This is a genomic window from Haloarcula ordinaria (assembly GCF_029338275.1).
Taxonomy (GTDB): domain Archaea; phylum Halobacteriota; class Halobacteria; order Halobacteriales; family Haloarculaceae; genus Haloarcula; species Haloarcula ordinaria.
Genome location: NZ_CP119789.1, coordinates 68,265 through 92,934 on the forward strand (window position 1 = coordinate 68,265; position 24,670 = coordinate 92,934).

Annotated in this window: 24 protein-coding genes; 11 read left to right on the top strand and 13 right to left on the bottom strand. The window is 68.0% G+C overall.

Annotated elements, in window-relative coordinates; genetic code table 11:
* Positions 1-57: 57 nt before the first annotated feature.
* Positions 58-1,536, top strand: coding sequence for an HPP family protein (locus P1L41_RS00385; RefSeq protein WP_276296904.1), 1,479 nt, complete (start codon positions 58-60; stop codon positions 1,534-1,536).
* A gap of 9 nt (positions 1,537-1,545) precedes the next feature.
* Here P1L41_RS00385 and P1L41_RS00390 read toward each other — a convergent pair whose 3' ends face one another.
* Positions 1,546-2,733 (bottom strand): NAD-binding protein, encoded by a 1,188-nt coding sequence (locus P1L41_RS00390; protein WP_276296905.1) that lies wholly within the window; start codon positions 2,731-2,733, stop codon positions 1,546-1,548.
* A gap of 104 nt (positions 2,734-2,837) precedes the next feature.
* Here P1L41_RS00390 and P1L41_RS00395 point away from each other — a divergent pair, with 104 nt between their 5' ends.
* Genes P1L41_RS00395 through P1L41_RS00405 form a run of 3 tightly spaced genes read left to right on the top strand, consistent with a single transcriptional unit; the run spans position 2,838 to position 6,154 of the window.
* Positions 2,838-4,058, top strand: coding sequence for a potassium channel family protein (locus P1L41_RS00395; protein ID WP_276296906.1), 1,221 nt, complete (start codon positions 2,838-2,840; stop codon positions 4,056-4,058).
* A complete protein-coding gene (locus P1L41_RS00400) occupies positions 4,055-5,833 on the top strand; it encodes a DUF8167 domain-containing protein (RefSeq protein WP_276296907.1) in 1,779 nt (592 codons plus the stop codon). Before P1L41_RS00395 ends, P1L41_RS00400 begins: the two co-directional genes overlap by 4 nt.
* Before the next feature lie 42 nt (positions 5,834-5,875).
* Positions 5,876-6,154 carry a ubiquitin-like small modifier protein 1 gene (locus P1L41_RS00405; protein ID WP_276296908.1) on the top strand — a complete coding sequence of 93 codons (279 nt, stop codon included), beginning with the start codon at positions 5,876-5,878 and terminating at the stop codon, positions 6,152-6,154.
* A 4-nt stretch (positions 6,155-6,158) separates the two neighbouring features.
* Here P1L41_RS00405 and P1L41_RS00410 read toward each other — a convergent pair whose 3' ends face one another.
* The 3 genes from P1L41_RS00410 to gatD form a co-directional block, all read right to left on the bottom strand.
* Positions 6,159-7,058 (bottom strand): GNAT family N-acetyltransferase, encoded by a 900-nt coding sequence (locus tag P1L41_RS00410; RefSeq protein ID WP_276296909.1) that lies wholly within the window; start codon positions 7,056-7,058, stop codon positions 6,159-6,161.
* Positions 7,059-7,230: 172 nt separating this feature from the next.
* A complete protein-coding gene (locus P1L41_RS00415) occupies positions 7,231-7,482 on the bottom strand; it encodes a hypothetical protein (protein WP_276296910.1) in 252 nt (83 codons plus the stop codon).
* A gap of 328 nt (positions 7,483-7,810) precedes the next feature.
* Positions 7,811-9,058: a Glu-tRNA(Gln) amidotransferase subunit GatD gene (gene gatD / locus P1L41_RS00420; protein WP_276296911.1), complete on the bottom strand. Its 1,248-nt coding sequence runs from the start codon at positions 9,056-9,058 to the stop codon at positions 7,811-7,813.
* Positions 9,059-9,177: 119 nt separating this feature from the next.
* Here gatD and P1L41_RS00425 point away from each other — a divergent pair, with 119 nt between their 5' ends.
* Positions 9,178-9,687, top strand: coding sequence for a YybS family protein (locus tag P1L41_RS00425; RefSeq protein WP_276296912.1), 510 nt, complete (start codon positions 9,178-9,180; stop codon positions 9,685-9,687).
* On the opposite strand, the gene P1L41_RS00430 is transcribed toward P1L41_RS00425, so the two are convergent.
* The 3 genes from P1L41_RS00430 to P1L41_RS00440 all read right to left on the bottom strand — a co-directional run bounded on the left by P1L41_RS00430 (position 9,682) and on the right by P1L41_RS00440 (position 11,893).
* Positions 9,682-10,329, bottom strand: coding sequence for an ArsR/SmtB family transcription factor (locus tag P1L41_RS00430; protein ID WP_276296913.1), 648 nt, complete (start codon positions 10,327-10,329; stop codon positions 9,682-9,684). The two genes, P1L41_RS00425 and P1L41_RS00430, sit on opposite strands and share 6 nt — an antisense overlap.
* 50 nt (positions 10,330-10,379) lie before the next feature.
* Positions 10,380-11,159: a hypothetical protein gene (locus P1L41_RS00435; protein WP_276296914.1), complete on the bottom strand. Its 780-nt coding sequence runs from the start codon at positions 11,157-11,159 to the stop codon at positions 10,380-10,382.
* Positions 11,160-11,254: 95 nt separating this feature from the next.
* Complete coding sequence (locus tag P1L41_RS00440; protein WP_276296915.1) at positions 11,255-11,893, bottom strand: DUF1405 domain-containing protein; 639 nt, start codon at positions 11,891-11,893, stop codon at positions 11,255-11,257.
* Positions 11,894-12,034: 141 nt separating this feature from the next.
* Between P1L41_RS00440 and P1L41_RS00445 the strand changes: the two genes are divergently transcribed.
* The 4 genes from P1L41_RS00445 to P1L41_RS00460 all read left to right on the top strand — a co-directional run bounded on the left by P1L41_RS00445 (position 12,035) and on the right by P1L41_RS00460 (position 15,461).
* Positions 12,035-12,400, top strand: a complete 366-nt coding sequence (locus P1L41_RS00445; protein WP_276296916.1) for a DUF5802 family protein — start codon at positions 12,035-12,037, stop codon at positions 12,398-12,400.
* Between the two features lie 45 nt (positions 12,401-12,445).
* Entirely contained in the window at positions 12,446-13,339 is an 894-nt protein-coding gene (locus P1L41_RS00450) for a Vms1/Ankzf1 family peptidyl-tRNA hydrolase (RefSeq protein ID WP_276296917.1), read from the top strand.
* 74 nt (positions 13,340-13,413) lie between these two features.
* Positions 13,414-14,424 carry an N-acetyltransferase DgcN family protein gene (locus P1L41_RS00455; RefSeq protein ID WP_276296918.1) on the top strand — a complete coding sequence of 337 codons (1,011 nt, stop codon included), beginning with the start codon at positions 13,414-13,416 and terminating at the stop codon, positions 14,422-14,424.
* Positions 14,421-15,461, top strand: a complete 1,041-nt coding sequence (locus tag P1L41_RS00460) for a dipeptide epimerase (RefSeq protein WP_276296919.1) — start codon at positions 14,421-14,423, stop codon at positions 15,459-15,461. The genes P1L41_RS00455 and P1L41_RS00460 overlap by 4 nt, the downstream gene beginning before the upstream one ends.
* An 83-nt stretch (positions 15,462-15,544) precedes the next feature.
* Here P1L41_RS00460 and P1L41_RS00465 read toward each other — a convergent pair whose 3' ends face one another.
* From P1L41_RS00465 to P1L41_RS00490, 6 genes are all read right to left on the bottom strand, one after another.
* Positions 15,545-16,018: a redoxin domain-containing protein gene (locus P1L41_RS00465; protein WP_276296920.1), complete on the bottom strand. Its 474-nt coding sequence runs from the start codon at positions 16,016-16,018 to the stop codon at positions 15,545-15,547.
* A 59-nt stretch (positions 16,019-16,077) separates the two neighbouring features.
* Complete coding sequence (locus P1L41_RS00470; protein WP_276296921.1) at positions 16,078-17,991, bottom strand: glutamate-cysteine ligase family protein; 1,914 nt, start codon at positions 17,989-17,991, stop codon at positions 16,078-16,080.
* Between the two features lie 79 nt (positions 17,992-18,070).
* The gene (locus P1L41_RS00475) at positions 18,071-18,583 is read right to left on the bottom strand and encodes a gamma carbonic anhydrase family protein (RefSeq protein WP_276296922.1); all 513 of its coding nucleotides are present in this window, start codon (positions 18,581-18,583) and stop codon (positions 18,071-18,073) included.
* Positions 18,584-18,624: 41 nt separating this feature from the next.
* Complete coding sequence (locus tag P1L41_RS00480) at positions 18,625-19,185, bottom strand: DUF7504 family protein (RefSeq protein WP_276296923.1); 561 nt, start codon at positions 19,183-19,185, stop codon at positions 18,625-18,627.
* Positions 19,185-20,726, bottom strand: coding sequence for an ATPase domain-containing protein (locus P1L41_RS00485; RefSeq protein WP_276296924.1), 1,542 nt, complete (start codon positions 20,724-20,726; stop codon positions 19,185-19,187). Before P1L41_RS00485 ends, P1L41_RS00480 begins: the two co-directional genes overlap by 1 nt.
* A gap of 65 nt (positions 20,727-20,791) precedes the next feature.
* Positions 20,792-21,223, bottom strand: coding sequence for a universal stress protein (locus tag P1L41_RS00490; protein WP_276296925.1), 432 nt, complete (start codon positions 21,221-21,223; stop codon positions 20,792-20,794).
* Positions 21,224-21,592: 369 nt separating this feature from the next.
* Between P1L41_RS00490 and thrS the strand changes: the two genes are divergently transcribed.
* Both thrS and P1L41_RS00500 read left to right on the top strand, forming a co-directional pair.
* A complete protein-coding gene (gene thrS, locus P1L41_RS00495; protein ID WP_276296926.1) occupies positions 21,593-23,521 on the top strand; it encodes a threonine--tRNA ligase in 1,929 nt (642 codons plus the stop codon).
* 56 nt (positions 23,522-23,577) lie between these two features.
* Entirely contained in the window at positions 23,578-24,621 is a 1,044-nt protein-coding gene (locus P1L41_RS00500) for a DUF7972 family membrane protein (RefSeq protein WP_276296927.1), read from the top strand.
* Positions 24,622-24,670: the final 49 nt, after the last annotated feature.

Genomic DNA, 24,670 nt, shown 5'->3' on the forward strand with positions numbered 1-24,670 from the left:
ACACGCGGGGGCGACGGCGTCGGTGTGTTTAACCGACGCTCGTCCCTTCCACCGGGTATGCTCGACCGCCTCACCGAGTTGCTCCGTGCCGGGACGGCGCGAGCGCGGCGACTCGAGCGGCGCGAGCTCCACGAGCTGCGCCGGTGGCTGGCCCAGACTGACCGACTGGTCCACCTGTCGGTGCTCGTGTTCGTCCCGCTGCTCATCTGGCTGGTCACCACGCTGTCGAACACGGTGCCGTCGCTCAGTTTCCTCCTCTTTCCCCCGCTCGCGGCGGGCAGCTACACACTCTTTGTCGACCCGCACGGGAAGTACTCCGAGCCGGGTCGGTTCGTCGCCGGCTTGACCATCGGCGCGGCCTGTGGCCTGGCTGCGCTGTGGGTGTCGAACACGGTGCTAAACGCGCCGACGGCCGTCTTCGAGGTGAACGCGGTGGCCGCTGCGCTCTCGGTGTTCCTGACGGGCGCCGTCACGTGGCCGCTCGACATCGAGGAGCCGTCGGCGTACGCGACGGCGCTGCTGACGCTGCTGGTCCAGCCCGACCAGCGGCTCCCCTTCCTCGGGGGAATCTTCCTCGCGAGTGCCATCGTCGCCGTCGTCTTCCTCGTCTGGCGCGACCAGTTCTACGAGCGCCGGGCGACGTTCATCTACGAGTCGACCCAGGGCGACGACCGGGTGCTGGTGCCGATGCGCGGCGAGCACGCCGGGAAGACGGCGATGCTGGGGGCGCGCCTCGCAGCCGCCCACGAGGCGGGGAAGGTCGTTCTGCTCGACGTTGTCGCCGACGCCGAGGCTGCCGAGGCCGAACGGTCGCTACTCGAAGACCAGGACGGGACGGGCAGGGCCGACGGCGGACGTGCGTTGGACCCCAGTGGGGGCGACACGCCGGGCAGCCTCACGGGCGCGGACAACCTCACGGCGCAGGTCGACTGGCTGGAGACCCACGCCGCCCGAATCGAGACGCAGGTCGGCGTCCCCTGTCAGGTCGCCGTCGCCGTCGACACGGGCACGCCGGCCGCGACGGCGATACAGACGGCCGCCGAGACGAATTGTGACCTCGTCGTCGCTCCGTACGAGAGCGAACACGGCGCGCTCTCGACGTTCCTGCGGCGCCTGTTCCGGGCCGACATCGACGTCGTCGTCCACCGCTCGCGTGGCGAGCGGACCCGCTGGAAGGAGGTACTGGTTCCGGTCCGGCGGGCCAGCGACGTCGCCAACCACATGGTGGACTTCGCGTTACGGTTGGCCGGCAAGAGCGGACAGGTCGCCGTCGGGACCTGCATCGGCGACCGGGACGACCGGCGCCGCGCAGAGGAGATGCTGGCGAGTCTCGTCGACCCGTTCGAGGGCGACGTCGAGACGCGGGTCAGTCGGTCCGACATCACCGACTTCCTCGCGGCCACCGGGGCGCAGTACGACCTGGTCGTCATCGGCGCCAGTCAGGACCGCAGCGCCGCCTCCCGGTTCATCTCGCCGCCGACCTTCGAGCGGCTGGAAGCCGTCGAGACGGACGTCGCTATCGTCGACAGCGACTGACCGGGCGGCTTACTCCTCGTCGCCGGCCATCTTCGCGGCCGTCTCCTCGTCGTCGACCTTCGTGATGTGGTCGGCGAGGCTCTCCATCCCCTTCTGTCCCAGCGCCGACTGGACGAGCAGGTGGCCGCCGATGACCATGGGGCTGATGACCGTATCGGCCCCAGCCCGCCGGAGCTTCTCGATGTTCTCGCGCTCGGCAGCGGCCGCCACGATGTTGACGTCGGGGTTGAGGTTGTTCGCGGTCAGGATGGCCAGGGCGTCCTGGGCGTCGTCGCTGGTCGCGACCACCACCGCCCGCGCGTCGGCGATACCGGCCCGTATCAGCGGGTCCTCGTCGCTTGGGTCGGCGGTCAGCACCGGGATGTCCCGCTGCTTGAGGCGCGAGGCGACGTCCTTGTCCTCCGTGATGACGATGTAGTCGATGATGTCCGCGAACTCTTCGAGAACCGGTTCGGTCATGTCGCCGTACCCGAGGACCAGCACGTGGTCCTCGAGCAGGTCGAGTTGTGCGTCTGTCATTTTTCCGAGTGCCTCCGAGAGGCGTTGTTCGATAGCCGGGCCGAGCAGCGACCCCAGCGCGATGGCGAAACTGGCGGTCCCGAGGACGACCACCGACATGGCGAACAGCTTCGCCTGCTGGGTCTGTGGCGTGAGGTCGCCGTAGCCGACGGTGCTCGCGGTGACGATGGAGTAGTAGAAGGCGTCGGTGAGCGTCGAGACGCTGCCGAACTCGTCGCGCAGCGCGTAGGTACCGACGGTCCCGTACACCTGCGCCCCGATGAGGGCCGCACCGGCGGCCAGTTGCGCCGTCGTCAGGTCGATGGCCCGCGTGAACCGGTGGCGGTTCAGCAGCATCGTCGGCAGCGAGACCAGCGACAGCGCGACCAGCGGGAACGAGAACGCCGACGTCTGGACGAGTCCCTGCACCGCCGAGATGGGGAGCAAGACGACGGTGGCGTACCACGCGATGCGCAGTCGCCGGCGCAGCCCGACCACGCTCAACAACAGGGAGAACCCGGTAAGCGCGCCGGTGAACCCGGCGGTCCGCTGTATCGTCTCCGGGATGTACAACGCCAGCGGCCCCGAGACGGTGACGTCGCTGATGTTGATGACGCCCGTCGCGAACGACAGGACGGCGACGAGCGTCGGCAGGAGTATCGTCGCCCGCGCACCCAACCAGTCGCGCGACCAGTCCATATCTCTCCGATACCCGCTCGATTACCTATATATGCTGTCATTCCAATAGCAGACGCCCTCGGGCCGCCGGAACCCATTTAGTAATCGGCACTCACGGTGGAGACATGGCTTCCCTTCCGCTCGAAATTCTCATGGGCATCTATCTGGGGCTCCTCGTAGGCGTCATCCCGGCCCTGGTCTCGTGGGCGCTCGGGTTCGGGTTCAAGTACTTCACGGGGGTGACGGTTCCCGGCTTCGGGGTAGTGGTCCTCTCTATCGCGCTGGCGGGCGTCAGCGGCGGCCTGCTGGCGCTGGCCGACGAGTCGATTACCCAGGCACCGAACGCCGAGCGGATTCTCACGGCGATTCTCCTCGTCGGGATGGTGTCGCTGTACGCACACAGTAAGGGCGACCAGATGGGAGCGAAGTTCCCCAAACGCCTCTCGTTCGAGAAGTTGCGCGACCGCCGCATCTCGTCCGACGTGGTCGAACTGATGGGCGGGCGCGACGAGGTCCGCATCCAGGTCGTCGGCGAGGTGGCCGACATGGAGGGGTACCCGCCGCTCTCGGAACCGCTCCGGGCGGAGATTCGCGGCGAGGAGTGGACCTTCCCGGCGGACCTCAGAATCGGCGAACTCGAGGCGCGGCTGGAAGACCGGCTGCAGACCGAGTTCGACCTCGGCGACGTCTCGGTGACGGTCGACGAGCAGGGCCGGGCGACCATCGTCGCCGCCCCACCGTTCTCGGGGCTCTCGAAACGTATCGGCGACAGTCGCCACGCCGTCTCGGTCGACGCGCTGCTGCCGACCGGGCTGGCACGGAACGACGAGGTGACCGTGTTGACGCCGGACGCACAAATCCGCGGCACCGTCGTCAGTGCCCGGTCCGGGGACGCCACCCCGGAGCCGGAGACGCCCGACGAGCCCGAGCTGGACGACGCCGAGAAACCGCCCACGCCGGTCCAGGCACCGACGACGACGGGTGGTGAGGGGCGACTGACGGTCGCCGTCACCCGGACGGACGTCCAGCCGCTGTTGCGGGCGGCCCACGCGAAGGTGGTCGTCGAGCCGCGTGGCATCCGCCGGGAGTACGAGCTCGTCTCGCTCCTTCGGCGGGCCGGCAGCCGGTTCCGCAAACTCAGTGTCCGCCCGGACGGCGCGCTCGACGGAGCGACGCTCGGCGAAGCGGGCGTTCGTGGGACCTACGGCGTGGGTGTCCTGGCCATCCGGAAACAGGGCGGCTGGCAGGTCGGGCCGCGGGGCGACACCGACGTCCAGGCCGGTGACGAACTGTACGCCGTCGGGAAACGCGACGAACTCGAGACGTTCGCGGAGGCCGTCGCATGACGCTCGCCCTCCAGAGCGCCGACACCGCGATGCTGCTGCAGGAGGGCAGCGAACTGCTCGGGCTCGCCATCGCCGTCGCGACCGTCTCGGGGCTCGTCGCCCTCCTGTACCGGTGGTACGTCCGCGAGCACGTCCCGAACGGACTGGCCGTACTCTTCGGGCTGACCGTCGTCGCGCTGTACCTCGGGACGACGACGGCGCTCGGCCAAGTCATCGGCGGCCAAGAGGACGTCCTCGAGCTCCGGGCCGTCCTGCCGAACCTCGCCGCGTTCGCCGTCGGCGGCGTCGCGTCGTACGTCGGGCTCGGAGTCGGGGACCGGCTCGGGACGGACCTCTTCGTGACGACCGGCGGACGTGACATCGACGCGGACGTCAGCGAAATCGTCCAGACCGTCGGCCGGGTCACCTCGGTCAAACTCCCCGAGGAGATCGACGACATCGTCGGCTACGACCCGATGCCTGAGGCGATTAAGGACGACCTCGCGAACCGGCGGTTCCTCTTCCCCCGCCGGCTGACCAGGGACGAACTCCGAAGCAGACTCGTCTCGCGGCTGAAGACCGACTACGGCGTCGGCCACGTCGACCTCGACCTCGCCGACGACGGCTCGGTGACCTACCTCGCCGTCGGGTCTCGCGCGGCGGGTATCGGGCCGACGCTCCCACCCTCGACGAACGCCGTCGCCATCAGGGCCGACCCGGCGAACGCCGCCAGCGCCGGCGACCTCGTGCAGGTCTGGGAGACCGACCCCCCACAGCGGGTCCTGACGGGCGAGCTCAGGGGTATCGCCGGCGAGACAGTCACGGTCGCCATCGACGCCGCCGAGACGCCCAAACTGGACCAGCGAGAGCGCTATCGCCTCGTCACCCTCCCCGTCGAGGACCGTCCCGACCGCGAGTTCGCGTCGCTCCTGCGGGCCGCCGACGAGACGATGGGCACCGTCACCGTCGGCCCCGGGAGCACCCTCGACGGCGCGACGGTCGGCAGCGTCGAGGCGACGGTGGTCGCGATAACCCGCGAGGACGCGGCACCGACGACGATTCCCGCCTCGGCGGCGTCGCTGTCGGCCGGTGACGTCCTCTATCTCATCGCGAAACCGACCGAGCTCCGGCGTATCGAGTCGGCCGCCGCCGGCACGTCGGACGGGGCCGACGGGGCCAGCGAGCCGGACACGGCGGCCGCGTCACAGACTGACCCAGACGCCCCCGGGGGCGTGCCGACCGGCGACCCCGGTGAGTCGAGCGACGGCGAGACACCGACCGACGACGCAGCCGAGACGGGCAGTGGTGGAGCGCCACAGACCGGTTCGGCGACGGTCGCGCAGACCACCGCCGGAGCCGGCGACGACGCACCCAGCGAGGAGCCGACAGACGACACTGGCGAGGCAGAACCGGCAGCCGGTGACGACGGGCGGGGGCCAGCCGAGCACGCCGACGGACCGGAGACGGGGAGCACCGAGGCGTCCGGCTCGGCGGACGGCTCGGACGACGACACGGCCCCGGAGCCGACAGACAACGGTGACCCTGCGGGCGAGGACACCACCGACGTACTCGACGGCGAGGCCAGTGACGACGACTTCGAAGCCCAGGCCGACGGCGACGACGTCTTCGGCTCGCTGGCGGGCGACGAGAGCGAGGCAGAAGTCGACGTCGACGACTTCCTCACGTCCTCGGACGACGTGGAGGTCTGGGACCCGGACGACCGGCTGGTCGACGACGAGCAGGACGCAGACTCGGCCGACGACGGGGCGGACCGCGACGAAGCCGACGACCGCTGAGCCGACGGAACCCTCTTTAGGCGCGCTGTCCCCTGGTCGACTATGGAGTGGCAGCTGTTCGCCCACCTGCGAGAGGTCGCCGGCGGAGCGACGGTCAGCGTCGACGTCGGGGACGACGCCACGGTCGAGACGGCGCTGGAGGCGCTCCTCGCCACTCGGCCGGAACTGGCCGAGGAGGTGCTCGACGACGACGGCGACCTGGCCCCGCACATCCACGTCCTCGTCGACGGCGAAGATCCGTTCGCCGACGGTGACGGCCTCCGGACGGCCGTCGGTCCGGAGACGGACCTCGCGCTGTTCCCGCCGGTCAGCGGCGGCTAGCGAGTCACTCGACGCCGGTGAGGTCCGCCGTCAGGACGAAGTCCGGCCACTCGCTGATACCCGCGCGGACGAACGCCGCCTCGGCGACGTGCCGCGGCGTCTCCGGAATCAAGACCCGTGTCGCCCCGACGCCGATCGCCGCAGCGTCGGTCCGAATCGCGTCGAACAGCGCCGCGGCAGCGTCGGCGTCCGCCCACGCGCCGACGGCGTACTCGGCTAACGGTTCGTCGCTCGTCGAGTCCTGTGTCGTCCGGACCCGGCAGGCCATCCCGCGCGTCCCGTTTCCTTTGACGGCGAAGACGGCCCGCTCGTCGGCCAGCCGGTCGAGCGACGCGGGCGTCAGCTCCGAGAGCGCCCAACTCCGCTCGGCGTCGAGCGCCAGGCCCGACAGCGCCGTTCGGGCGTCGCTCCGGGTCCAGTACGACCAGGCCGCGGCCGGGTCCGACTCGACGGTCATCGACGGGTCGGCGTCTCGGGGCTCGGGATGGGCCCACCGGAACTCGCAGGTCGGCTCGAACCCCGCTGCGACCGATTGCCCGAGGCCGGCGTCGTTCCACGAGAACACCATGTTCCGGGCCACCGTCGCGCCATTGTCTCGCGCCCAGTCGAAGAGGTCCTCGACCATCGCCAGGCCGTGGCCGCCGCCGCGGTGGTCGGGGTCCATCCGCATCCCCTGGAGCCACGCCTCGTGGTCCGAGAGCAGGATGCCCTGGCAAAGGCCGACGACCGACCCGTCGGCCGCCTCGGCGACGACCGTCCGCTGTGCCGGGCCGTCACTGTCGACCCACCGGTCGAACACGTCGGGGATGTAGTCGACCATCTCGCGGTCCGGCCAGACGTCGGCGGTGAAGGCGGCGACGTCGGCGGCGTCGTCGTGGCGTGCCTGGCGAACCCGGACGGACATACCAGAGCGTGGGTCGCCATCGGTCAAAAACCTACGGCGACTCCGTGAGGTGATACCGCCGAGCTCTGCAGGGAACGTACTCACGGGGGTGGGGGTGTGCGTAGTGCGTCGCGAGAGCGTGACTGCCCAGAGCGTTCCAGTTCGACACGTCCAGCGCTATCGATGGACAGTGTCAGCGGTCGTCGGGCAGTGTTGCTGTGTGACTCCTGTCGATGAGGACCGGATCGTACATGTCCGGCCCGGACCGCTGACTGACGCCGACTATCAGTGCGGCAGTCATGAGCGCGAACAGCCCCACCACGGCGAGGAAGAAACTGGTTACGCCGATCGTGACGAGCAGCGTCACCGCAAGTAGCTCGCCGCCGAGCGTGACGAGGAGCGCGAGTAACGCGAGTCCGAGGAACTGGTCCTGTGTCGTTGTCATGGGTACAACTCGGAACTGGACGGGCTTAAGCCGCACCTGACACCTGCGGTTATGTCTCACGCTGTCGCACGTCACGGCGTACTGTTGTCTGTATGAGTCGACACCTTCCGAAATGCGGTCGGAGAATCGCCCGAGCGGGAACGTACTATTGTCGATGGAGCCATCCCGGATAGTACGTGGTCGATTTCGTGGCTGAATGGTCTCGCACTGATCAGCAGTAGGTAGTGCGAGATGTCCGCGCCGTATTCAGCACGACTCCGAAAGCAGGGCACTGGATGACGACTGGAATACGGGCGACGTTCCGAAACCCCTACCCAAACGCCTTTCCTCAGAGCCAGGGCGTCGAACGGTCCTGAATCTCGCCGGCGAGCGACTCGGCCATCGTATCTTCGACGTCGCTGCTGTTCTCGAGCGCCCACATCAGTTTCACCTTCGCGGTCCCGGGGAGCATGTCCTCACCCTCGACGACACCAGCATCAAGCAGGTCACGGCCGGTGTCGTAGACGCGGTCACAGACGCGGCCCTCGAGACACTGGCTGGTCATCACGACGGGAATCTCGAGGTCCTCGATGACCGAAATCCAGTCGGTGTTGACGTGGCCCAGGCCAGTGCCCTCGATGACGAGTCCGTCGCTTCCCTCGGCGGCCGCTTCGAGCAGCGTCGTGTCCATCCCCGGCGTGAACTTCACGAGTTCCACGTCGGTCGCCAGGTCCGAAGCGAGCGCGAGGTCGTTCGCGCCGCGTTCGGTGTATTCGCGGCGGAAGGAGACCGCGTTCTCGCCGTCGACGTCGTAGTCGACCTCGCCCAGCGGCTTGGCGCCGACCGTCTCGAAGGCGTCCCGGCGGGAGGTGTGGTTCTTGCGGACGCGGGTGCCCCGATGCAGCGCACAGCGGTCGTCGGACTCGTCTGCGTGCATGCAGACCAGCACCTCGGCGCAGTCGCTGGTAGCCGCCTCGACGGAACTCACGGCGTTCATTACGTTATCGGAGGACGGACGGTCCGCGGAGCGCTGGGAGCCGGTGAAGACGATGGGGACCGGCGTATCGAGCATGAAGGCTATCGCCGCCGCGGTGAACTGCATCGTGTCGGTGCCGTGCATGACGACGACGCCGTCCGCGCCGGCCTCGATCTCCTCGTAGATAGCCTGAGCGAGGTCCTGCCAGACGGCGGGTGTCATGTTCTCCGAGAGGATGTTGGCGACGACGCGACCGCGGTAGTTGGCCATCCCAGCGAGGTCCGGCACCGCTCGCAGGACGTCTTCGGCGTCGAACTGGGCGGTGACGGCACCGGTTCGGTAGTCGACGGTCGAGGCGATGGTCCCGCCGGTCGAGATGAGCGACACCGTCGGGAGGTCGTCGTCGAATGCAATCTCGGACTGGCTCTGCTCGTCCTGTGCGCTCTCGACGTCGTAGACGTCGGACTCCAGCACGTCGACGTCGGCGTCAGTCCGGTCGATGCCGACGTTGTACCCGCCGTCGAGCTTGACGACGAGGTGGTCGGGCGTACTGGAGGGGAGCAAGACGCCCTCGTAGGTCTGGCCCGCGCGGTCGACGCGGACCCGGTCGCCTGCGTTCATGCGCGCCCCTTCCTGCCCGCGTGACTTGAACCCACTCGTTTCGACGCGGACCGGACCACGCTCCAGGGACCTGACACGCGCCCGAAAAGTCCATACGTGCGCTCCCCCCATTGTGAGGCATGTCCGAGCGAACGGAGGAGCGGACCCGCGACCGCGAGTCGTCGGTCGATTCGGCCGACGCCGACGACGGACTGGGTGTCGACATCGACAGCCTGGGGCAGACGACGGCCGACACCGCGACGAGCGAGGCGGCCTCAGGACGCGAGGACGGCCTCGGGCGGTTCTTCTCGCTCCGGGCGCTCGTCGGGTCGTTCGTCGCCGTCGCGCTGGGAATGGGCGTTGGTGGCGTGATTCCGCTGCTTCCGTTCACCAGCGTCCTGGGCATCGCGCTCGGTGGGTTCGTCTACGGCCTGCTCGCGAAGCGCGGCCGCTACATCGAGATGGCACTCGCCGGCGGGACGCTCGCCGGGCTCGCCATCTTCCTCCAGTTCCTCCCCCGGGCGGTGGTCTTCGAGGGGTTCAACGGGACCCGGCTGTTCGCCATCGCCGCCGGTATCGGCCTCGTACTCGCCGTAATCGGTCACTACTTCGGCCGCGACCTCCGGGACGGCCTCACCAGGGACCTATGACAATTCCCAGCGGTCGTCGTTCCGTTCGACGATGTCCTGGCGCTCGAGCCGCTGGAGAGCCTCCTCGACCATCTCCGGCGGCGCCTCGATCTCCCGCGCGACGGCCTCGGCCGACCGGTGGCCGTTGGCAAGCGCGCTGACGATTTCGGCGTACAGTCGGCCGTCGCCGTTCTCGACGTTCTCGTCGATACGGTCACGGACGTCGGTCACGCGGCCCTGGACCCATCGCTGGGCCAGCGACAGCTCGTTGGCCAGTTGTTCGAGGCGCTGCAGTTCCCGCGTGAGGTCCTTCAGTGAGCCGTCGTCCGAGCCGCCGACGTCGATGGTGAGGTGTCTGCACGTCGACATGTCGAAGCTCGGACTGGCCGGATACGCGCTCTTCGTCCCGAACTCGTAGGGCGAGACCCGCACCTCCAGCCGGAGGTTCCGGGCGATAGAGAAGTACTTGCGACGCTGGTCGTCGGTCCGGGACTCGACGAGGCCCGCGTCCTCGAGTTTCTTGAGATGGTCGATGACCGCCTTCGGACTGACGCTGAGGTACTCGCTTATCTCCGTCACGTAGCAGGGTTTGTGTGCCAGGAGCCGCAGTATCCGTCGCCGGTTGGCGTTTCCCAGGAGGTCGAGTAACGCAGCAGAGTCCATTCACCTTAGGTTAGCGGTCTGGACTGAAAAGCGTGCCCCTCGCGACCGGCTCAGGCGAACCCGGACGCGAGCAGGGCGCCGATGGTCCGTCGAACGACGTCGTCAGTGGCACTGGCACCGGGGTCGGTCAGCCCCGCACCCTGCCCCTGTCCCTGTCCGGGACGACCCGATGCACTGGAGCCCTCGCCGCTCTCAGTGGTGTTCTCGGCGGTCTCGTTCCCGCTGGTCGTCGGCTCGTCGGACTCGGGTGGACCGGCCTGTCCGGGTCGGTCGGCCGGCGGACCACCGCCCAGTCCGCGGGCGATCTCGGCGACCTCCGGACCGGTCAGCTCGCTCGCGCTCTGCCGGAGGCGAGCGAGCCGGTCGTTGTCGACGCCGGACCGGGTCGCCGCCGTATCGGCGTCGTCGACGGCGGTCTGCAGCCCGTCGATGCGGGCCGACAGCCGAGTCTGCTGGGCGACGTAGGCCTGCCGGGACAGCGAGCCGTCCTCGTAGCGCTGCCGGAGGGTCTCGTTCCGGGCCTCCAGCCGTTCGAGCCGGCGTTCGAGCGTCCCTGCTCGGCGGTCGACGAGCCGTTCACGCTGGCTGGCTTCGGCCCGTTCGAAGTTCGCCTTCCACATCCCGTTCTCGACCGAGTCGTTGGCCGCTGCGGAGTTGGACTGCAGGAACGCAGTCAACTGCGTCCCGAGCGCCGGGCTGTCGGCGTCGCTCTCGTTCGCCGTCGGCGTTTCCGTCGCCGTCCCGGTGGCAGTCTGAGCCGAGACGGCCGGCACTGCGACGACCGCGAGGACCGCAATCAGCACGAGGAGACCGACCTGCAGTTGTTTCATCGTATTCTCACTATGACCGACCACCCCTAAAAATCGCCATCTCCGTTCACTTCGTTCACCGGTCCCGTCGGACCCCACAGACAGTCCAATAGCGTTTATCGAGTCGTCTGGTCGAGTCTCGGCAGGAGATACCAGGCCAGCACGACGGCCCCGACGGACAGCGAGACGGAGGCGACGACGAGGGCAGCCCCCGGTTCGTAGCGGAGCGGCGGGAAGTAGCCGAAGCCGTAGTCGACCACGTCGTTCGCGAGCGCGAGGACGAGGGCGGTCACCAGCGCTCCCCTGGTCGTCCGGGCGTAGTGCGGCACTAACAGTCCCTCCGCGACGAACCCGAGGTGGGTGACGATGATACCGAAGTACGCCCAGGGGGCCGGGAAGTAGGCGTCGAACCCCAGGTTGAGCGCGACGAACGTCCACACCCCCATCTTCACCAGCCACACGAGCGCGATGGTGTGCAGGTACGCGAGCGGGAGCGACGCCGGCACCTCGTCCAGCGACCGGCCGAGGAACGGAATCAGCGTCACCAGCGAGAGCGTCATCAGGAACAGCGCAGCCGGCGAGTCGGCGTACAGCGGCCAGAGGAACGTCGAGACGTCCGGCATGGTGTCGACGTAGTACCGCATCCCGACCAGCATCGCGACGACGTTGACGAGGACCAGCCACAGCAGGCTCGGCGTGTTCTCCAGGTAGTACCGGGCGTACCGGCGCGGGAGCGGCCCCCGTTCGGGCTCCATATCCCCCAACGCGTGGCCTCGGGGCAAAGCCCTGTCGGAGTCCGGCGCAGAACCGCCACACTACGGCGGTGTCATTGTACGTCCATATAACGATGTCGGCCAATTACTATATGTGACCGTGTTGTATGTTCACACGACCCGATGTTCGAACAGTTCTCCCGTGGATACTACCTCGGTCGGTTGTACGTCGAACCGACCGACGGAACGGCGGCCACGATGTGCCGCGAACAACACCAGCGAGTCAACCAGCAACTGTACGCGACCGGCGAGGGCGTCGAGCGCACAGACCTCCCGCTGGTGATGAAGCTCGGCCCGCGACACTTCGCTGTCCGCGGGAATCAAGCGGTCCCGGCGGACACGCTGGCGATTCCGCGGGATGCCCTCGAGGAGATGGGCGTCCGGAACCCGCCGAGCCTCCGCGAGGTGTTCCTCGCGAAGGCCGACCACGCCGCCCAGTTGCTCTCGGTCACCGAGGGGGCACCGACGTCCCCCGAGCGGGCCGAGTAACGCGGTCGGCAGGATTTAAGCCCGTCCCCCGACGCCTTCCAGTCGATGCTGGACCGGTTGCTCGGACGGGCGGCGCTGAAAGAGCGCGTCGAGAGCCTGGAAGACGAGAACCACCACCTCGAACGGCAACTCGACGCCGAGAAAGAGCGCCGGGCCGACGCAACGACGAAGCGCCAGGAGGCAGAGCGCGAGGTCAACCGACTCGAAGACCGGGTCGAGGAGCTGGAGGACCGCGTGGCACGACTCGACGCGCGGGAGGGCGACCGGACGTTCCGCGCCGAGGAGCAGCTCCGCGGCGAGCGCCTCCGCGCGGTGCTCGACCGCCTCGAATCGTTCGAGACGGGGCCGGAGGGGGTGTTCACCGCGTACGTCGCCGCCGAGAGCGACCTGCCGGATTCGGTTCGCGACGCCTTCGGCGACCGGGCAGAACTCGTCGCCAGCGCCGCGCCGTGTCTGGCGGTCACCGACGACACCGGGCTGCTGTCCGCGTGTCTCTCGGTCCCTGTCGCCCCCGACCCCTACGCCACGTGGGCCGACACAGTGCGACTGGACCGCTCGCGATTCGAACCGACCGGGGAACACACCGTCGCGCTGGTGCGCTCGGACCTCTTTGCCCTCGGGGAGTACCGGGGCCGCGAGCGGACCGCGTTCCACGGCTTCGACTCCGACCTGAAGAGCCAGCACTCGAAAGGCGGGTTCTCCCAGGCCCGCTTCGAGCGGCTCCGCGACCAGCAGATAGACACCCACCTCGAGCGGTGTCGCGCCGCCATCGAGACGGTGGCCCCCGAGACGCTGTACGTCGTCGGGGAGCGCTCGGTCATCCACGAGTTCACCGACCTCGCGACACAGACGCGCGCGGTCGACGCGACCGGGGACCCCGAACCGGCGCTCGACGACGCGGTCCGGTCGCTCTGGACGGTCCGCCTGCGCGTGCCCTGAGGCTCCCGCCTGAAGCCGTGGCGGTGCGCCCGTGCATCCTATCACTTTAGGCGCGGCGTGGCGTCGATTCAGGCATGGAACTCGCAGTCCTCGCCCACGAGAAGTTCCCCGACGGCGCGAAGACCGCCGTCGGGCTGCTCCGCTACGGTGACCACGACGTCCGTGCCGTCCTCGACCGCGACCTCGCCGGCGACCGCGTCCACGACTACCTGCCCGACGTCCAGGACGCCCCTATCGTCGCGTCGATGGCCGACGCGCCGGCCGTCGACGCCCTGCTGGTCGGTATCTCGCCCATCGGCGGCGGGTTCGACGAGTCCTGGCGGGCCGACGTCCGCGAGGCGCTCGAGCGCGGCTGTGACGTCCTCTCGGGCCTGCACTACTTCCTAGAAGACGACGAGAAGTTCGCCGAACTCGCCGCGGAACACGACGCCGACCTGGTCGACCTCCGGAAACCCCCCGAGGACCTCGGCGTCGCCGAGGGCACCGCCGGCGACGTCGACGCGCGGGTCGTGACCACCGTCGGGACCGATTGCTCGACGGGGAAGATGACCGCCTCCTACGAACTCCGCGACGCCGCCCGCGAGCGGGGCGTCGACGCCGAAGTGGTCCCAACGGGCCAGACCGGCGTCGCCATCGAGGGGTGGGGTATCGTCGTCGACCGCGTCATCGCCGACTACGCGGCCGGGGCCGTCGAGCGCCTCGTCCAGACGCCCGACGACGCCGACCTGCTCATCGTCGAGGGGCAGGGTGCGCTCACGCACCCGGCGTACTCCGGTGTGACGACCAGCATCCTCCACGGGTCGGCCCCCGACGCCCTGGTCCTGTGTCACGAGCAGGACCACCGAGTCATCAACGGCTACGAGTCGTTCGCTATCCCGCCGCTGGACGAGTGCGTCGAGCTCTACGAACGCCTCGCCGAACCGGTCGCCGAGGCGTCCGTGGTCGCCGGGATGCTGAACACGCGCCATTTCGACGAGGCGGCCGCCGAGGACGCCGTCGCGACCTACGCCGACGCCATCGACGTGCCGGCGACCGACCCCGTCCGCTTCGGCGTCCCCGACGACGTGCTGGACGCTATCCTATGAACGGGACCGCAGAGCGGGTCGACCTCCCTATCGCCGACCCCTTTGGCATCGCCCGTGGGACCACCCGGACCAGCGAGTCAGTGGTCGTCGAGCTCGCCCACGAGGGAACGACCGGCGTCGGCGCCGTCACGCCCTCGGCGTACTACGACGAGACGGCCGACAGCGTCGCGACGACGCTCCCCGGCCTGCTCGATATCGTCGAGTCGATTGGCGACCCACACGCTGGGCAGCGCATCGAGCGGCGACTCCGCGCTCACGCGCCCGACCAGCCGGCGGCCCGCAGCGCCGTCTCCATCGCGCTGGCCGACCTGTCGGCCCGCACGCTCGGCGTGCCTCTCTACCAGCAGTGGGGGCTGGACCCCGACGCGGTCCCGCCGACGACCTACACCGTCGGCATCGATACCCCCGAGGAGATGGCCCGGAAAGCCGAATCGGCCGTCGAGGCGGGCTTTTCGCATCTGAAGGTGAAACTCGGGACCGAGGACGACGAGGGACGCCTCAACGCTGTTCGACAGGCAGCCCCCGACGCCGAACTCAGGGTCGACGCGAACGCGGCCTGGACTCCCGACGACGCCGTCGACGCCCTCGACTGGCTGGAAGCCGCGGGCGTGACGATGCTCGAACAGCCGGTCGCAGCCGACGACCTGGACGGACTCCGGGCCGTGACAGAGGCCACCTCCATTCCAGTGGCGGCCGACGAGTCGTGTGTCACCCCGAGCGACGTCCCGCGGGTGGCCGACGCCTGCGACGTCGTGAACGCGAAACTTGTCAAGTGCGGCGGCGTCCGGGCCGCGAGGCGGCTCTTCCACGCGGCCGACGCCCACGACCTCTCGACGATGCTCGGCTGCATGGTCGAGTCGAACGCCTCTATCGCGGCCGCCGTCCACCTCGCGTCGCTGGTCGACTACGTCGACCTGGACGGCGCGCTGTTGCTGGCCGAGGACCCCTACGAGGGCGTCGCGCTCGACGGCGAGGTGTTCGACCTCCACTCCGTCGAGGCGGGGACCGGCGCACGGCGGGCCGACGGAACCGAGTAGCCGGGCGAACCAGCGAACTGACCCGCGCCGACGATACCTGTCGCTGACGACGAGGGAGTCGAGCGAACAGCGGGTGGTCGTCCTCAGGCGCTCGCGGCGGCCTCGACCAGTTCCGCGTAGTCGGGTTCGTTCGTCGGGTCGTCGGCGACCCAGCTGTAACGTACCTCGCCGTCGTCGTCGACGACGAACACCGAGCGGTTCGCGACGCCCAGCAGGCCGAGCTCGTCGATGTCGATGCGCTGGTCGTAGGCCTCGATGGCGTCGCGGTCCATGTCGCTGACGAGGCTGAACTCGAGGTCGTGCTCGTCGCGGAAGGCGTTCTGTGAGAACGCCGAGTCGGCGCTGATACCGTAGATCGTCGCGCCGGTCTCCTCGAAGTCCTCCAGGTGGTCCTGCAGGGCGACCATCTCGTTCGAGCACGGCGGCGTGAACGCGCCGGGGAAGAACGCGAGGACGACCGGGCCGTCGCCCAGTTCGTCGTCGAGGTCGAACGCTTCGACTTCGCCGTTCGCTACTGTCGCGGAGAACGTCGGGGCTTCGTCACCAGTTGAGACCATCGCCCGACGCTTGGGATTGCGGGTGAATAAGTCTGGTCAGAGACAGGTTCCCACGCGCCCTACAGCCACTCGTCGAAGGAGTGGTGCTCGTGGCAGGCCTCGACGTAGTCGCGCTGCATCTCGGTGATGGCCGTCGACAGGTCCGCGCCGCCGTCGAGGTACTCGCGGACGCGACCGACCTTCCAGGAGCTGGGCGTCTCGCCCGCCGCGTAGCGGTTTTCGATGGGAGCGAGGTACTCGTCGATTCGGGCCTCGGGCACGTCCTGTTCGGCGAGGCCGAGGCGGGCGTAGCGGAACACCTCCTCGAAGATGTCGTCGTGGTCGGTAGTCCGCCGGCCGTCGGCGGTGACCCACGAGAGGTCCGCGTCCAGCCCTTCGCGGGCGGCGCTGTAGAAGCTCTGTTTCGCGTCCTGCCACGGGAGCTCCGCGAGTGGGTGCCCGGCGGCCACCAGGCCGCGAATGAGCCCGACGGTGAGCGCCTGCAGTCCGATCATGTCGTCGACGTGAGGCTGAGTGGGGAGCGGGCGGTACTCGATGCGCAGCGAGCGCTCGTCACAGGCCCCGTCGACGGGCGTCCCGCCGACGACACAGCGGAGCCACCGCCAGTAGGTCCCGCGCTTGTGGTCGAACTCCCAGATGTCGTCCTCGAGGCTCTCGCGCTCGCTGTCGTCGAGCCACTCCCGGAGGAAGGGGCCAAAGAGGTCGTCGGCGACGACGCGGTCCACGACGTCGGTGGTGTCGTCGATGTCCCGTGGGACCCGGACCTTCGGGTTCCGGCTGGTGTTGACCGACTGCTCGAAGGCGTCGATTCGCAGTTCGTGGTGCGTGTTCGCACAGAGCCACTCGCCGTCGACGTCGTCGTACATGTCCGCCGGCAGGAACGGCGAGTTCGTCGAGAGGGCCAGCAACGGCCCGAGCGTCCGGATTGCGGCGTTGTAGTAGGCCGGGAACGCCTCGACGTCTGGAATCCCGAGGTGGGGCTGGATGGAGGTGGCCAGCGACTCGAAGAGGATGCTGGGAAAGGACCCCGAGTAGCCCGGCACGTCGAAGTCGATGGCGCCGGCGGCGTGACGCAGCGCCTCGTTGTCCAGTGCGACGTAGCGCGGCGCCTGGCGCATGTTCTCGGCGACGGTCACGCCGTCGCGGACCTCGTGAGCCGAAAGGTACTCCCAGCTGCCCTCCTCGGGCGGGATGGTCCACATCGCGTCGAGCACGAGTTCACAGTGCTGGTTGCTGGCTTGCTGGCGGGCCTGCTTGGTCTGCATCTCGACGGCGGTGGTCTGGACCTCCATCCCCGTCTGGTCGAAGGTGTTTGGCGCGGTGTTGACCTCGGCGTTGTGCAGGCCCAGTTCCTTGTTGGCCTCGCCCTCGAAGACCACGTCGGGCAGACGGGTGAGCCGCCCCTCCCAGTCTTCGGGAGCCATGTAGGGCTCGTCGGCCGGTGCCTCGGTGGCTTCGACGGCCGGTTCCGACTCCTCGGCCGTCGGCGCCTCGGGTTCGTCGTCGGCCAGCGGGCTGTCCGGGTCGATGTCGAGCGACGGTCCCTCGCCGGGGCCGAACGCCTCGCCGTCGTCGGCACTCGCATCGTCGGCCTCAGGGTCGGGCGAGGCTGTCTCGTCCTCGGGGTCCAGCGAGGCGCTGCCGCTGTCCGGTTCGGCGGGCGCTTCGAGGGAGCCGTCCCAGGCCGAACCCTCTCCGGAGGCGCCCGAGAGGTCGTCGTCCAGGTCCGAGACGTCGACCTGCTCATCGTCGTCGCCGGCCTCGTCGTCGTCCGAGACCGGGTCCGGTGGTTCCGGTTTCGCGTTGATGGCGTACAGCTCGACCTCCAGCCCGACGGAGAAGCCCTCGTTGTCGAACTCGCCGGCCTCGATGGCCCGTCGGAGCGTGGCGGCCTGCCTGTCGACCCGGGCGGCGAACTCGCTTGCGGTCTCCTCGGCGAGCGAACTGGTCACCAGGTCGACGATGTCGTCCATTAATTAACAGTGTGTACGCGCGTCACTCATAAGTGCCTCGTCGTCAACGCACCGTTTGGTCAGTACGGCTCCAGGCGGCTCACTCGAAGAGGTCCCCGTGCCGGGCGGCGAGGTTGGCGTAGTCGCCCGACGAGAACGCCTCGAACACCTCGTCGGGGTCGATGTTCGTCTCGTCGAGCGGGGTGACCGTCGCCGGGCTCCCCCGGACGAAGGACTCCGCCGGCACCTCGTATCCCGGCGGGACCACGGTGCCCATCGCGACGATGGAGCGCTCCCCGATGACCGCCTCGCTGACGGTGGAGTTGAAGCCCACGAGCGCGCCGTCGCGGACCTCGGCGTCGTTGAGGACGGCCCCGTGCCCCACCATCACCTTCTCGCCGACCGTCGAGGCGTGGAGGATGGCCCCGTCGCCGATGGCGGTCTGTCGACCGACCTCGACCGGCCCGACGTCGCCCCGCAGGACCGCCCCCGGCCAGACGTTCGCGTTGGCGCCGACCGTCACGTCACCGACCACCGTCGACTCGCGGCTGACGTGTGCGTATCCGTGTATCTCCGGCGAGTCTCCCTCGAACTCGTACTCACGGCTGTCCATACAGGGTCAGCGGGTGCGCGGCCCGAAAAGATACCGGTCGTTCAGGAACAGGTGACCGCGTCGTCGAAGACCGGTTTCAGCCGGCTTATCGTCTGCGCTTCGTGTGCGTCGGGGTCCAGGTGGAAGTGGCCGACAGCGTCCACCTCGCGCAGCTGCCCGGCGAACATGTGGAGGAACTTGAACGCCGACTGGATGTCGGTGAACTGGAGGAGTTCGGTCAGCGAGTCGAAGCAGACGGCCAGCTGCGTCTCCGGTTCGAGGTCGGTCAGGTAGTTGTTGAGGCGCATCCCCAGTCCGGTGACGTCGTTGGGGTTCGCCGTCGTGACGAACACGCTGTCGGGCAGGTCCTCGTCGCTTGCCCGGGTGAGGCCGGCACCGTCGCCGACGACGACGATGCCCATCCGACCGGGGAGGTCGCCGTGCGTCTCGCGCCACTCCTCGACCAGTTCTTCGGGCGACGACGAGTAGGAGATCCGCAACACGTCCAGTCGCTGGCGGGGAACCACGTCGAGCATCGAGAGACAGGTCCCCCGCTTCTCGGGGCTCAGCGACGGCGCCTTCACCAGCGTGTTCGTCCCCGGTGCGGGGTCCGAGTCCGCCATCACTGGTCCTCCGGCGGGGTCGCTGTTTCACGGCGGGGAACCGTCGCTCCCGCGCCCGGCGGCTTTTGAATCCGCATGTATGGTTCGTCTTCCACGTACTCCACGAGGCGAGTCGAACCCATATATCCACTGGGGGACTTCTGCAGTTCGACGTACTGCAGCCCGTCGTCCGAGACCCACGTCTCCAGCGTCTGCCAGGCCCCGTTCTCGTAGAACGCGGCGAGCTCGTCGGTCAGCGTCGCGGGGTTGAACAGGTACATCGTCGTGTCCTGTTCCTGGTAGAGGTTCTGCTCCTCCCAGAAGCGGACCTGTCGGAGCTCGTCGTTCTCGAGGACCGGCAGTTGAGACTCGACGTTGAGGACGGTGAACATAGGTTGGTCACCCCGCCGGTCGTCGATGGTCCGGAACACCCCCGCCGTGCTCTCGTCCTCGTGGGCGTGGGGTTTGAACACGTTCCGGCGCGTGTTCTCCCAGATGTCGGCGAAGTCGACGAGGAACAGCTGGTCGTCGTTCAGCATCTCGTCCATGTCGCCGATGCGCTCGTCGATGATGCTCCGCAAGCGCTTGGGCGGCAGTTCCACCGGGGGCGCGATTGCGATGGCCATCCCGTTGTCGGCCGCCTCCGCCATGAGGTTCGTCAGGATGGAGTGCGGACTCGCCTGGCCGTCGTGTTTCAACAGCAGCGTCCCGCCGTAGACGATGCCCCCGCCCATGAGCGAGTCGAGTCCCGGAATCCCAGTCGCCATGTGGTCCGACGGGACGAACTCCCCGGGATGGGTGCGCAGACGCGGCGAGACGCGCAGCCCGTCGGGCGTGAACGACACCTCGTGGATGCGCGAGTCGTGGTCGACCCCACGCATCTTGACCACCTTGAGGAACCGGTGGTAGTCGCCGCCGATGCTCTCGCGCCAGAGCCGCAGGACCCCGTGGGCGTTGAACTGGACCGCGTCGCTGGCGGCGACCGTCTTGACGTCGGACTGTGCGAGCGTCGGCTCGGACTCCTCGGCGGTGAACATCGCCGTGGCGCCGAACTCGTCGTTGAGCAGGCGGATGAAGTCGAGCAGCGTCCGCCGGAAGACGTCCCGGTCGTCCCCGATGGCCGACAGCCCCGACACCGAGTCGAGGACCACGCGGTCGGCCGGCGCGAACCGCTCTAGGTACTGCGTGATGTACTTCGACTCGAATGGGGCGGAGTACTGGCCGCCGAGCATCGTCCCCCCTTCGAGCGTCTCGAGGGTCAGCTCGCGCTTCTCCTCCCCGTCGACGGTCTGGCCCGGTGTCGCGTGCAGCGACGTGACGGTGAGCTGGTCGTCCTCCAGGTCGAAGGCGAAGTCAGAGAACGAGTCCGACAGCTCGTCGAAGGTCTGTTCGGTGCTGATAAAGAGGCAGTCCTCCCCCCGGTCCAGTCCCGCCTGGAGGAACTGCATCGCGAGCGTCGACTTCCCCGTCCCCGGCCCGCCGGTGACCAGGACGGTCCGGTTCTCCGGCACGCCGCCATCGAGAATCTCGTCGAGCGTCGGGCTACCTGTTTCTACAGCCATCCTGTTACACTAGCTTGGAACGCTCCTGAATAAAAGAGGCGATACCTAACGAGCCCGAGCGACGACTACTCGATGTGGACGACCAGCACCGGCCCCGGTGCGTTCTCGATGACCCGTTCGGAGACGCTCCCGAGGTTCGCCACCCGGTCGCGCCCCGTACGGCCGTGGGTCCCGATGGTTATCAGGTCGATTGCCTCCTGCTCGGCGTACTCGACGATGGTCTTGTGTGGGATGCCCTCGGCCATCGTCGTCCTGACCTCCAGGCCGGCCTCCTCCCCGCGGACGACGATGTCGTCGAGCGCCACCTCGCCCTCCTCCTGGAGCGACTGCCGCACGTCCTCCTTGGCGTCTTTCTCGGCCGCCTGGTACAGTCGCTTGTCGACGACGTAGAGACCGTGTAACACCGCGTCGTTGTCGCGTGCGATGGAGATCGCGTGCGAGAGCGTCTCGACAGTGCCGGAACTGCCGTCGGTCGCGACGAGCACGTGGTCGTACATGGTTGCTCGCCTGGCAGTGTGTCGCCGGAGCACATAGTTGTCGGTGGTCACTCTCGAATCGCGGGAGTGGGTGGTCGACTGAGTTCGATTGCTTGCGGGTCGCGTCGCTCGCATTTATCCAAGGCTGCTCTCGTCGGTCGCGCCCCTCGCTGCTCGCGAATCCTTCCTTCGATCGGTCTCTCGCTAGCTCTGCTCGCGGCGTCGCCGCTCGCATGTTTCGAGGGCCGCTCACTCCCTGCGGTCGTTCGCGCCCCTCGCTATCTGTTCCGCGGTTCGCTTCGCTCACCGCGTCACTTCGAGGCCCTTCGCTTCGCTCAGGCCCTCGCCATCTCAATACACTTATCCCCGGCCGCTATCGTATGCAGGTATATGAGTACGGTCACGGTCACGCTGCCGGACGGGTCCACCCTCGAGATGGACGACGGCAGCACGGTCGAAGACGTCGCCTACGAAATCGGGCCCGGACTCGGGAAGGACACTGTCGCCGGTGTGGTGGACGGCGACCTGGTCGACAAACACACCCCCATCGAGTCTGACGTCACACTGGAGATCGTCACGGAGAGCAGCGACGAGTACCTCGACGTGCTCCGTCACTCCGCCGCCCACGTCTTCGCACAGGCGCTCCAGCGTGAGTTCCCCGAGGCGACACTGACCATCGGACCGTGGACCGACGACGGCTTCTACTACGACATCACCGGCGTGGACCTGGACGAGGACGACTTAGAGACCATCAGCGAGGAGGCCCAGTCCATCATCGCCGAGGACTACGACATTGAGCGCGAACTGGTCGACCGCGAGGAAGCCTTCGAGCGCTACGAGGACAACCCGTTCAAGCAGGACATCTTAGAGACCGAGGCTGCCGGCGAGGACCCCGTCTCGTTCTACCAGCAAGGGGAGTTCTACGACCTCTGTCAGGGCCCCCACGTCGAGTCGACCGGCGAGATCGGCGGCTTCGCGCTGCTGGAAATCTCGGCCGCCTTCTGGCGCGCCGACGAGGACAACGAGACGCTGACCCGTGTCTACGGCACCGCCTTCCCCACCGAGGACGAGCTCGAAACGTATCTCGAACGCCGGCAGGAGGCCAAGGAGCGAGACCACCGGAAGATCGGCCAGGAGATGGACCTCTTCTCCATCGACGACACGACCGGGCCGGGCCTCCCGCTGTACGAACCCAACGGGAAGAAGATTCTCAACGAGCTGTCCGACTACGTCGCGAGCCTCAACCGCGACGCCGGCTACGACGAGGTCGAGACGCCCCACGTCTTCCGCACGGAGCTGTGGAAGAAGTCCGGGCACTACGAGAACTACGTCGACGACATGTTCCTGCTGGACGTCAACGACGAGGAGTACGGCCTGAAGCCGATGAACTGCCCGGGCCACGCGACCATCTTCGACCAGAAGTCCTGGTCCTATCGTGACCTCCCCGTGCGGTACTTCGAGGACGGGAAGGTCTACCGCAAGGAACAGCGTGGCGAACTCTCGGGCCTCTCGCGCACGTGGGCCTTTACCATCGACGACGGCCACCTGTTCGTCCGCCCGGACCAGATAGAGGCGGAGGTACTCGCGATTATGGACATCATCCTCGACACGCTGGACACCTTCAACCTCGACTACACGGTGCAGTTCGCCACCCGCCCCGAGAAGAGCGTCGGTGGCGACGAAATCTGGGAGAAGGCCGAATCGCAACTGGAGGCCGTTCTCGAAGGACAGGACATCGACTACGTCGTCGAGGAGGGCGACGGCGCGTTCTACGGCCCGAAGATCGACTTCGCCTTCGAGGACGCGCTGGGTCGCGACTGGGACGGCCCGACCGTTCAGCTGGACTTCAACATGCCCGAGCGCTTCGACCTGACCTACACGGGCGAGGACAACAAGGACCACCGCCCGGTCATCATCCACCGCGCCCTGTTCGGGTCTTACGAGCGGTTCTTCATGGTGTTGACCGAACACTACAACGGGAAGTTCCCGCCGTGGCTGGCGCCCGAGCAGGTCCGCATCCTCCCGGTGAGCGACGACAACATCCCCTACTGCGAGGAGGTCGCCGAGGAACTGGGCGACGTCCGCGTCGAGATCGAGGACCGGTCGTGGACCGTCGGCAAGAAGATTCAGCAGGCCCACGACGACAAGGTGCCGTACATGCTCATCATCGGCGACAACGAGGAGGACGACGGCACCATCTCCGTCCGCGACCGCAAGGAGAACGAGGAGAAAGACGTCGAGCTCGGCGAGTTCCGCGACCACCTCCACACCGAGATCGACCAGAAGCGGACCGCGGTGACGTTCTTCGCGGGTCGGTAGGGCCGCCGGCTGGCTGCAAGCCGCGTGTTTTTATGTCGTGCGACTGACGCCAACATATGGCAGCGGCCGACGAGGGGCAGCCGAGTGACACGATGAAAGAGCGGGCCGGGGAGAACACGTGGGTTCTCTGGCTGATGCTCGACGCCGACCGGCGGCTCGTCACCGGCCTGTTCTCGGCGCTCCTGTTCGCTATCGTCATCGCCGTCGGCTACCTCCATCCGACGCCGGCCCACGTGATGTTGAGCCGGGGCGACCCCACCGAGACACTGTTTCAGGCGCTCATCGGCGGGACCATCACCGGCGTCACGCTCGTGTTGACGCTGAGCCAGCTCGTCCTCTCACAGGAACTCGGGGCCGTCGGCGACCAACGCGACCGCATGCGAGGGGCGATGGAGTTCCGTGACGACGTGGCCGACGCGGTCGGGACCGAGGTCAGCCCGGCCGAACCGTCGGCGTTCCTGCGGTCGCTGGTCCGGGCGACAGGCGAGCAGGCCGAGGACGTCCGTTCGACCGTCGAAAAGAACGACCTGGACGAGGAGCAGCGGACGCTGGTGACCCGGTATCTGGACTCCGTCACCGGCAACGCCGACGCCGTCACCGGGGAACTGGAGGGCGCGAACTTCGGCGAGTTCGACGTGCTCAAGGCGGCGCTGAACTACAACTACTCCTGGAAGCTCTACGCCGGCCGTCGCATCCGCGAGGAGTACGACGACGCGCTCTCCGAGGCGACCGAGTCGAAGCTAGAACAGCTCACCGACACCCTCGAACTGTTCGGACCCGCACGGGAGCACTTCAAGACGCTCTATTTCCAGTGGGAGCTGTCGAACCTTTCGCGGACCCTCCTGTACGTCGCCGTCCCCGCACTCGGGGTGGCCATCTGTGGCGAACTGTTCTTCGACCCGCGCGACTTCCAGCAGGCGTCGATGGGGGTCGTCGACTCGCTGTGGCTGATGGCGCTGCTGGTGACGCTCTCGCTGACGCCGTTCACCGTTCTGCTCGCCTACATCCTCCGCATCGTCACCATCACCAAGCGAACCCTCTCTATCGGCCCGTTCATCCTCCGCGAGACGGACCGCTCGGTGGACGTGAACTGGGACTGAGCGGACTGAGAACCCACGAACCGCCCGGCAACGGCCTGCCCTACGGTTT

Coding starts and splice junctions, on each gene's coding strand:
- P1L41_RS00475 (WP_276296922.1), bottom strand. CDS start 18,583: ATGGACAGCCGTGAGTACGAGTTCGAGGGAGACTCGCCGGAGATACAC.
- P1L41_RS00455 (WP_276296918.1), top strand. CDS start 13,414: ATGGAACTCGCAGTCCTCGCCCACGAGAAGTTCCCCGACGGCGCGAAG.
- thrS (WP_276296926.1), top strand. CDS start 21,593: ATGAGTACGGTCACGGTCACGCTGCCGGACGGGTCCACCCTCGAGATG.
- P1L41_RS00385 (WP_276296904.1), top strand. CDS start 58: ATGCTCGACCGCCTCACCGAGTTGCTCCGTGCCGGGACGGCGCGAGCG.
- P1L41_RS00400 (WP_276296907.1), top strand. CDS start 4,055: ATGACGCTCGCCCTCCAGAGCGCCGACACCGCGATGCTGCTGCAGGAG.
- gatD (WP_276296911.1), bottom strand. CDS start 9,058: ATGAACGCAGGCGACCGGGTCCGCGTCGACCGCGCGGGCCAGACCTAC.
- P1L41_RS00415 (WP_276296910.1), bottom strand. CDS start 7,482: ATGACAACGACACAGGACCAGTTCCTCGGACTCGCGTTACTCGCGCTC.
- P1L41_RS00500 (WP_276296927.1), top strand. CDS start 23,578: ATGGCAGCGGCCGACGAGGGGCAGCCGAGTGACACGATGAAAGAGCGG.
- P1L41_RS00430 (WP_276296913.1), bottom strand. CDS start 10,329: ATGGACTCTGCTGCGTTACTCGACCTCCTGGGAAACGCCAACCGGCGA.
- P1L41_RS00445 (WP_276296916.1), top strand. CDS start 12,035: ATGTTCGAACAGTTCTCCCGTGGATACTACCTCGGTCGGTTGTACGTC.
- P1L41_RS00460 (WP_276296919.1), top strand. CDS start 14,421: ATGAACGGGACCGCAGAGCGGGTCGACCTCCCTATCGCCGACCCCTTT.
- P1L41_RS00395 (WP_276296906.1), top strand. CDS start 2,838: ATGGCTTCCCTTCCGCTCGAAATTCTCATGGGCATCTATCTGGGGCTC.
- P1L41_RS00480 (WP_276296923.1), bottom strand. CDS start 19,185: ATGGCGGACTCGGACCCCGCACCGGGGACGAACACGCTGGTGAAGGCG.
- P1L41_RS00450 (WP_276296917.1), top strand. CDS start 12,446: ATGCTGGACCGGTTGCTCGGACGGGCGGCGCTGAAAGAGCGCGTCGAG.
- P1L41_RS00405 (WP_276296908.1), top strand. CDS start 5,876: ATGGAGTGGCAGCTGTTCGCCCACCTGCGAGAGGTCGCCGGCGGAGCG.
- P1L41_RS00470 (WP_276296921.1), bottom strand. CDS start 17,991: ATGGACGACATCGTCGACCTGGTGACCAGTTCGCTCGCCGAGGAGACC.
- P1L41_RS00410 (WP_276296909.1), bottom strand. CDS start 7,058: ATGTCCGTCCGGGTTCGCCAGGCACGCCACGACGACGCCGCCGACGTC.
- P1L41_RS00390 (WP_276296905.1), bottom strand. CDS start 2,733: ATGGACTGGTCGCGCGACTGGTTGGGTGCGCGGGCGACGATACTCCTG.
- P1L41_RS00440 (WP_276296915.1), bottom strand. CDS start 11,893: ATGGAGCCCGAACGGGGGCCGCTCCCGCGCCGGTACGCCCGGTACTAC.
- P1L41_RS00435 (WP_276296914.1), bottom strand. CDS start 11,159: ATGAAACAACTGCAGGTCGGTCTCCTCGTGCTGATTGCGGTCCTCGCG.
- P1L41_RS00465 (WP_276296920.1), bottom strand. CDS start 16,018: ATGGTCTCAACTGGTGACGAAGCCCCGACGTTCTCCGCGACAGTAGCG.
- P1L41_RS00490 (WP_276296925.1), bottom strand. CDS start 21,223: ATGTACGACCACGTGCTCGTCGCGACCGACGGCAGTTCCGGCACTGTC.
- P1L41_RS00425 (WP_276296912.1), top strand. CDS start 9,178: ATGTCCGAGCGAACGGAGGAGCGGACCCGCGACCGCGAGTCGTCGGTC.
- P1L41_RS00485 (WP_276296924.1), bottom strand. CDS start 20,726: ATGGCTGTAGAAACAGGTAGCCCGACGCTCGACGAGATTCTCGATGGC.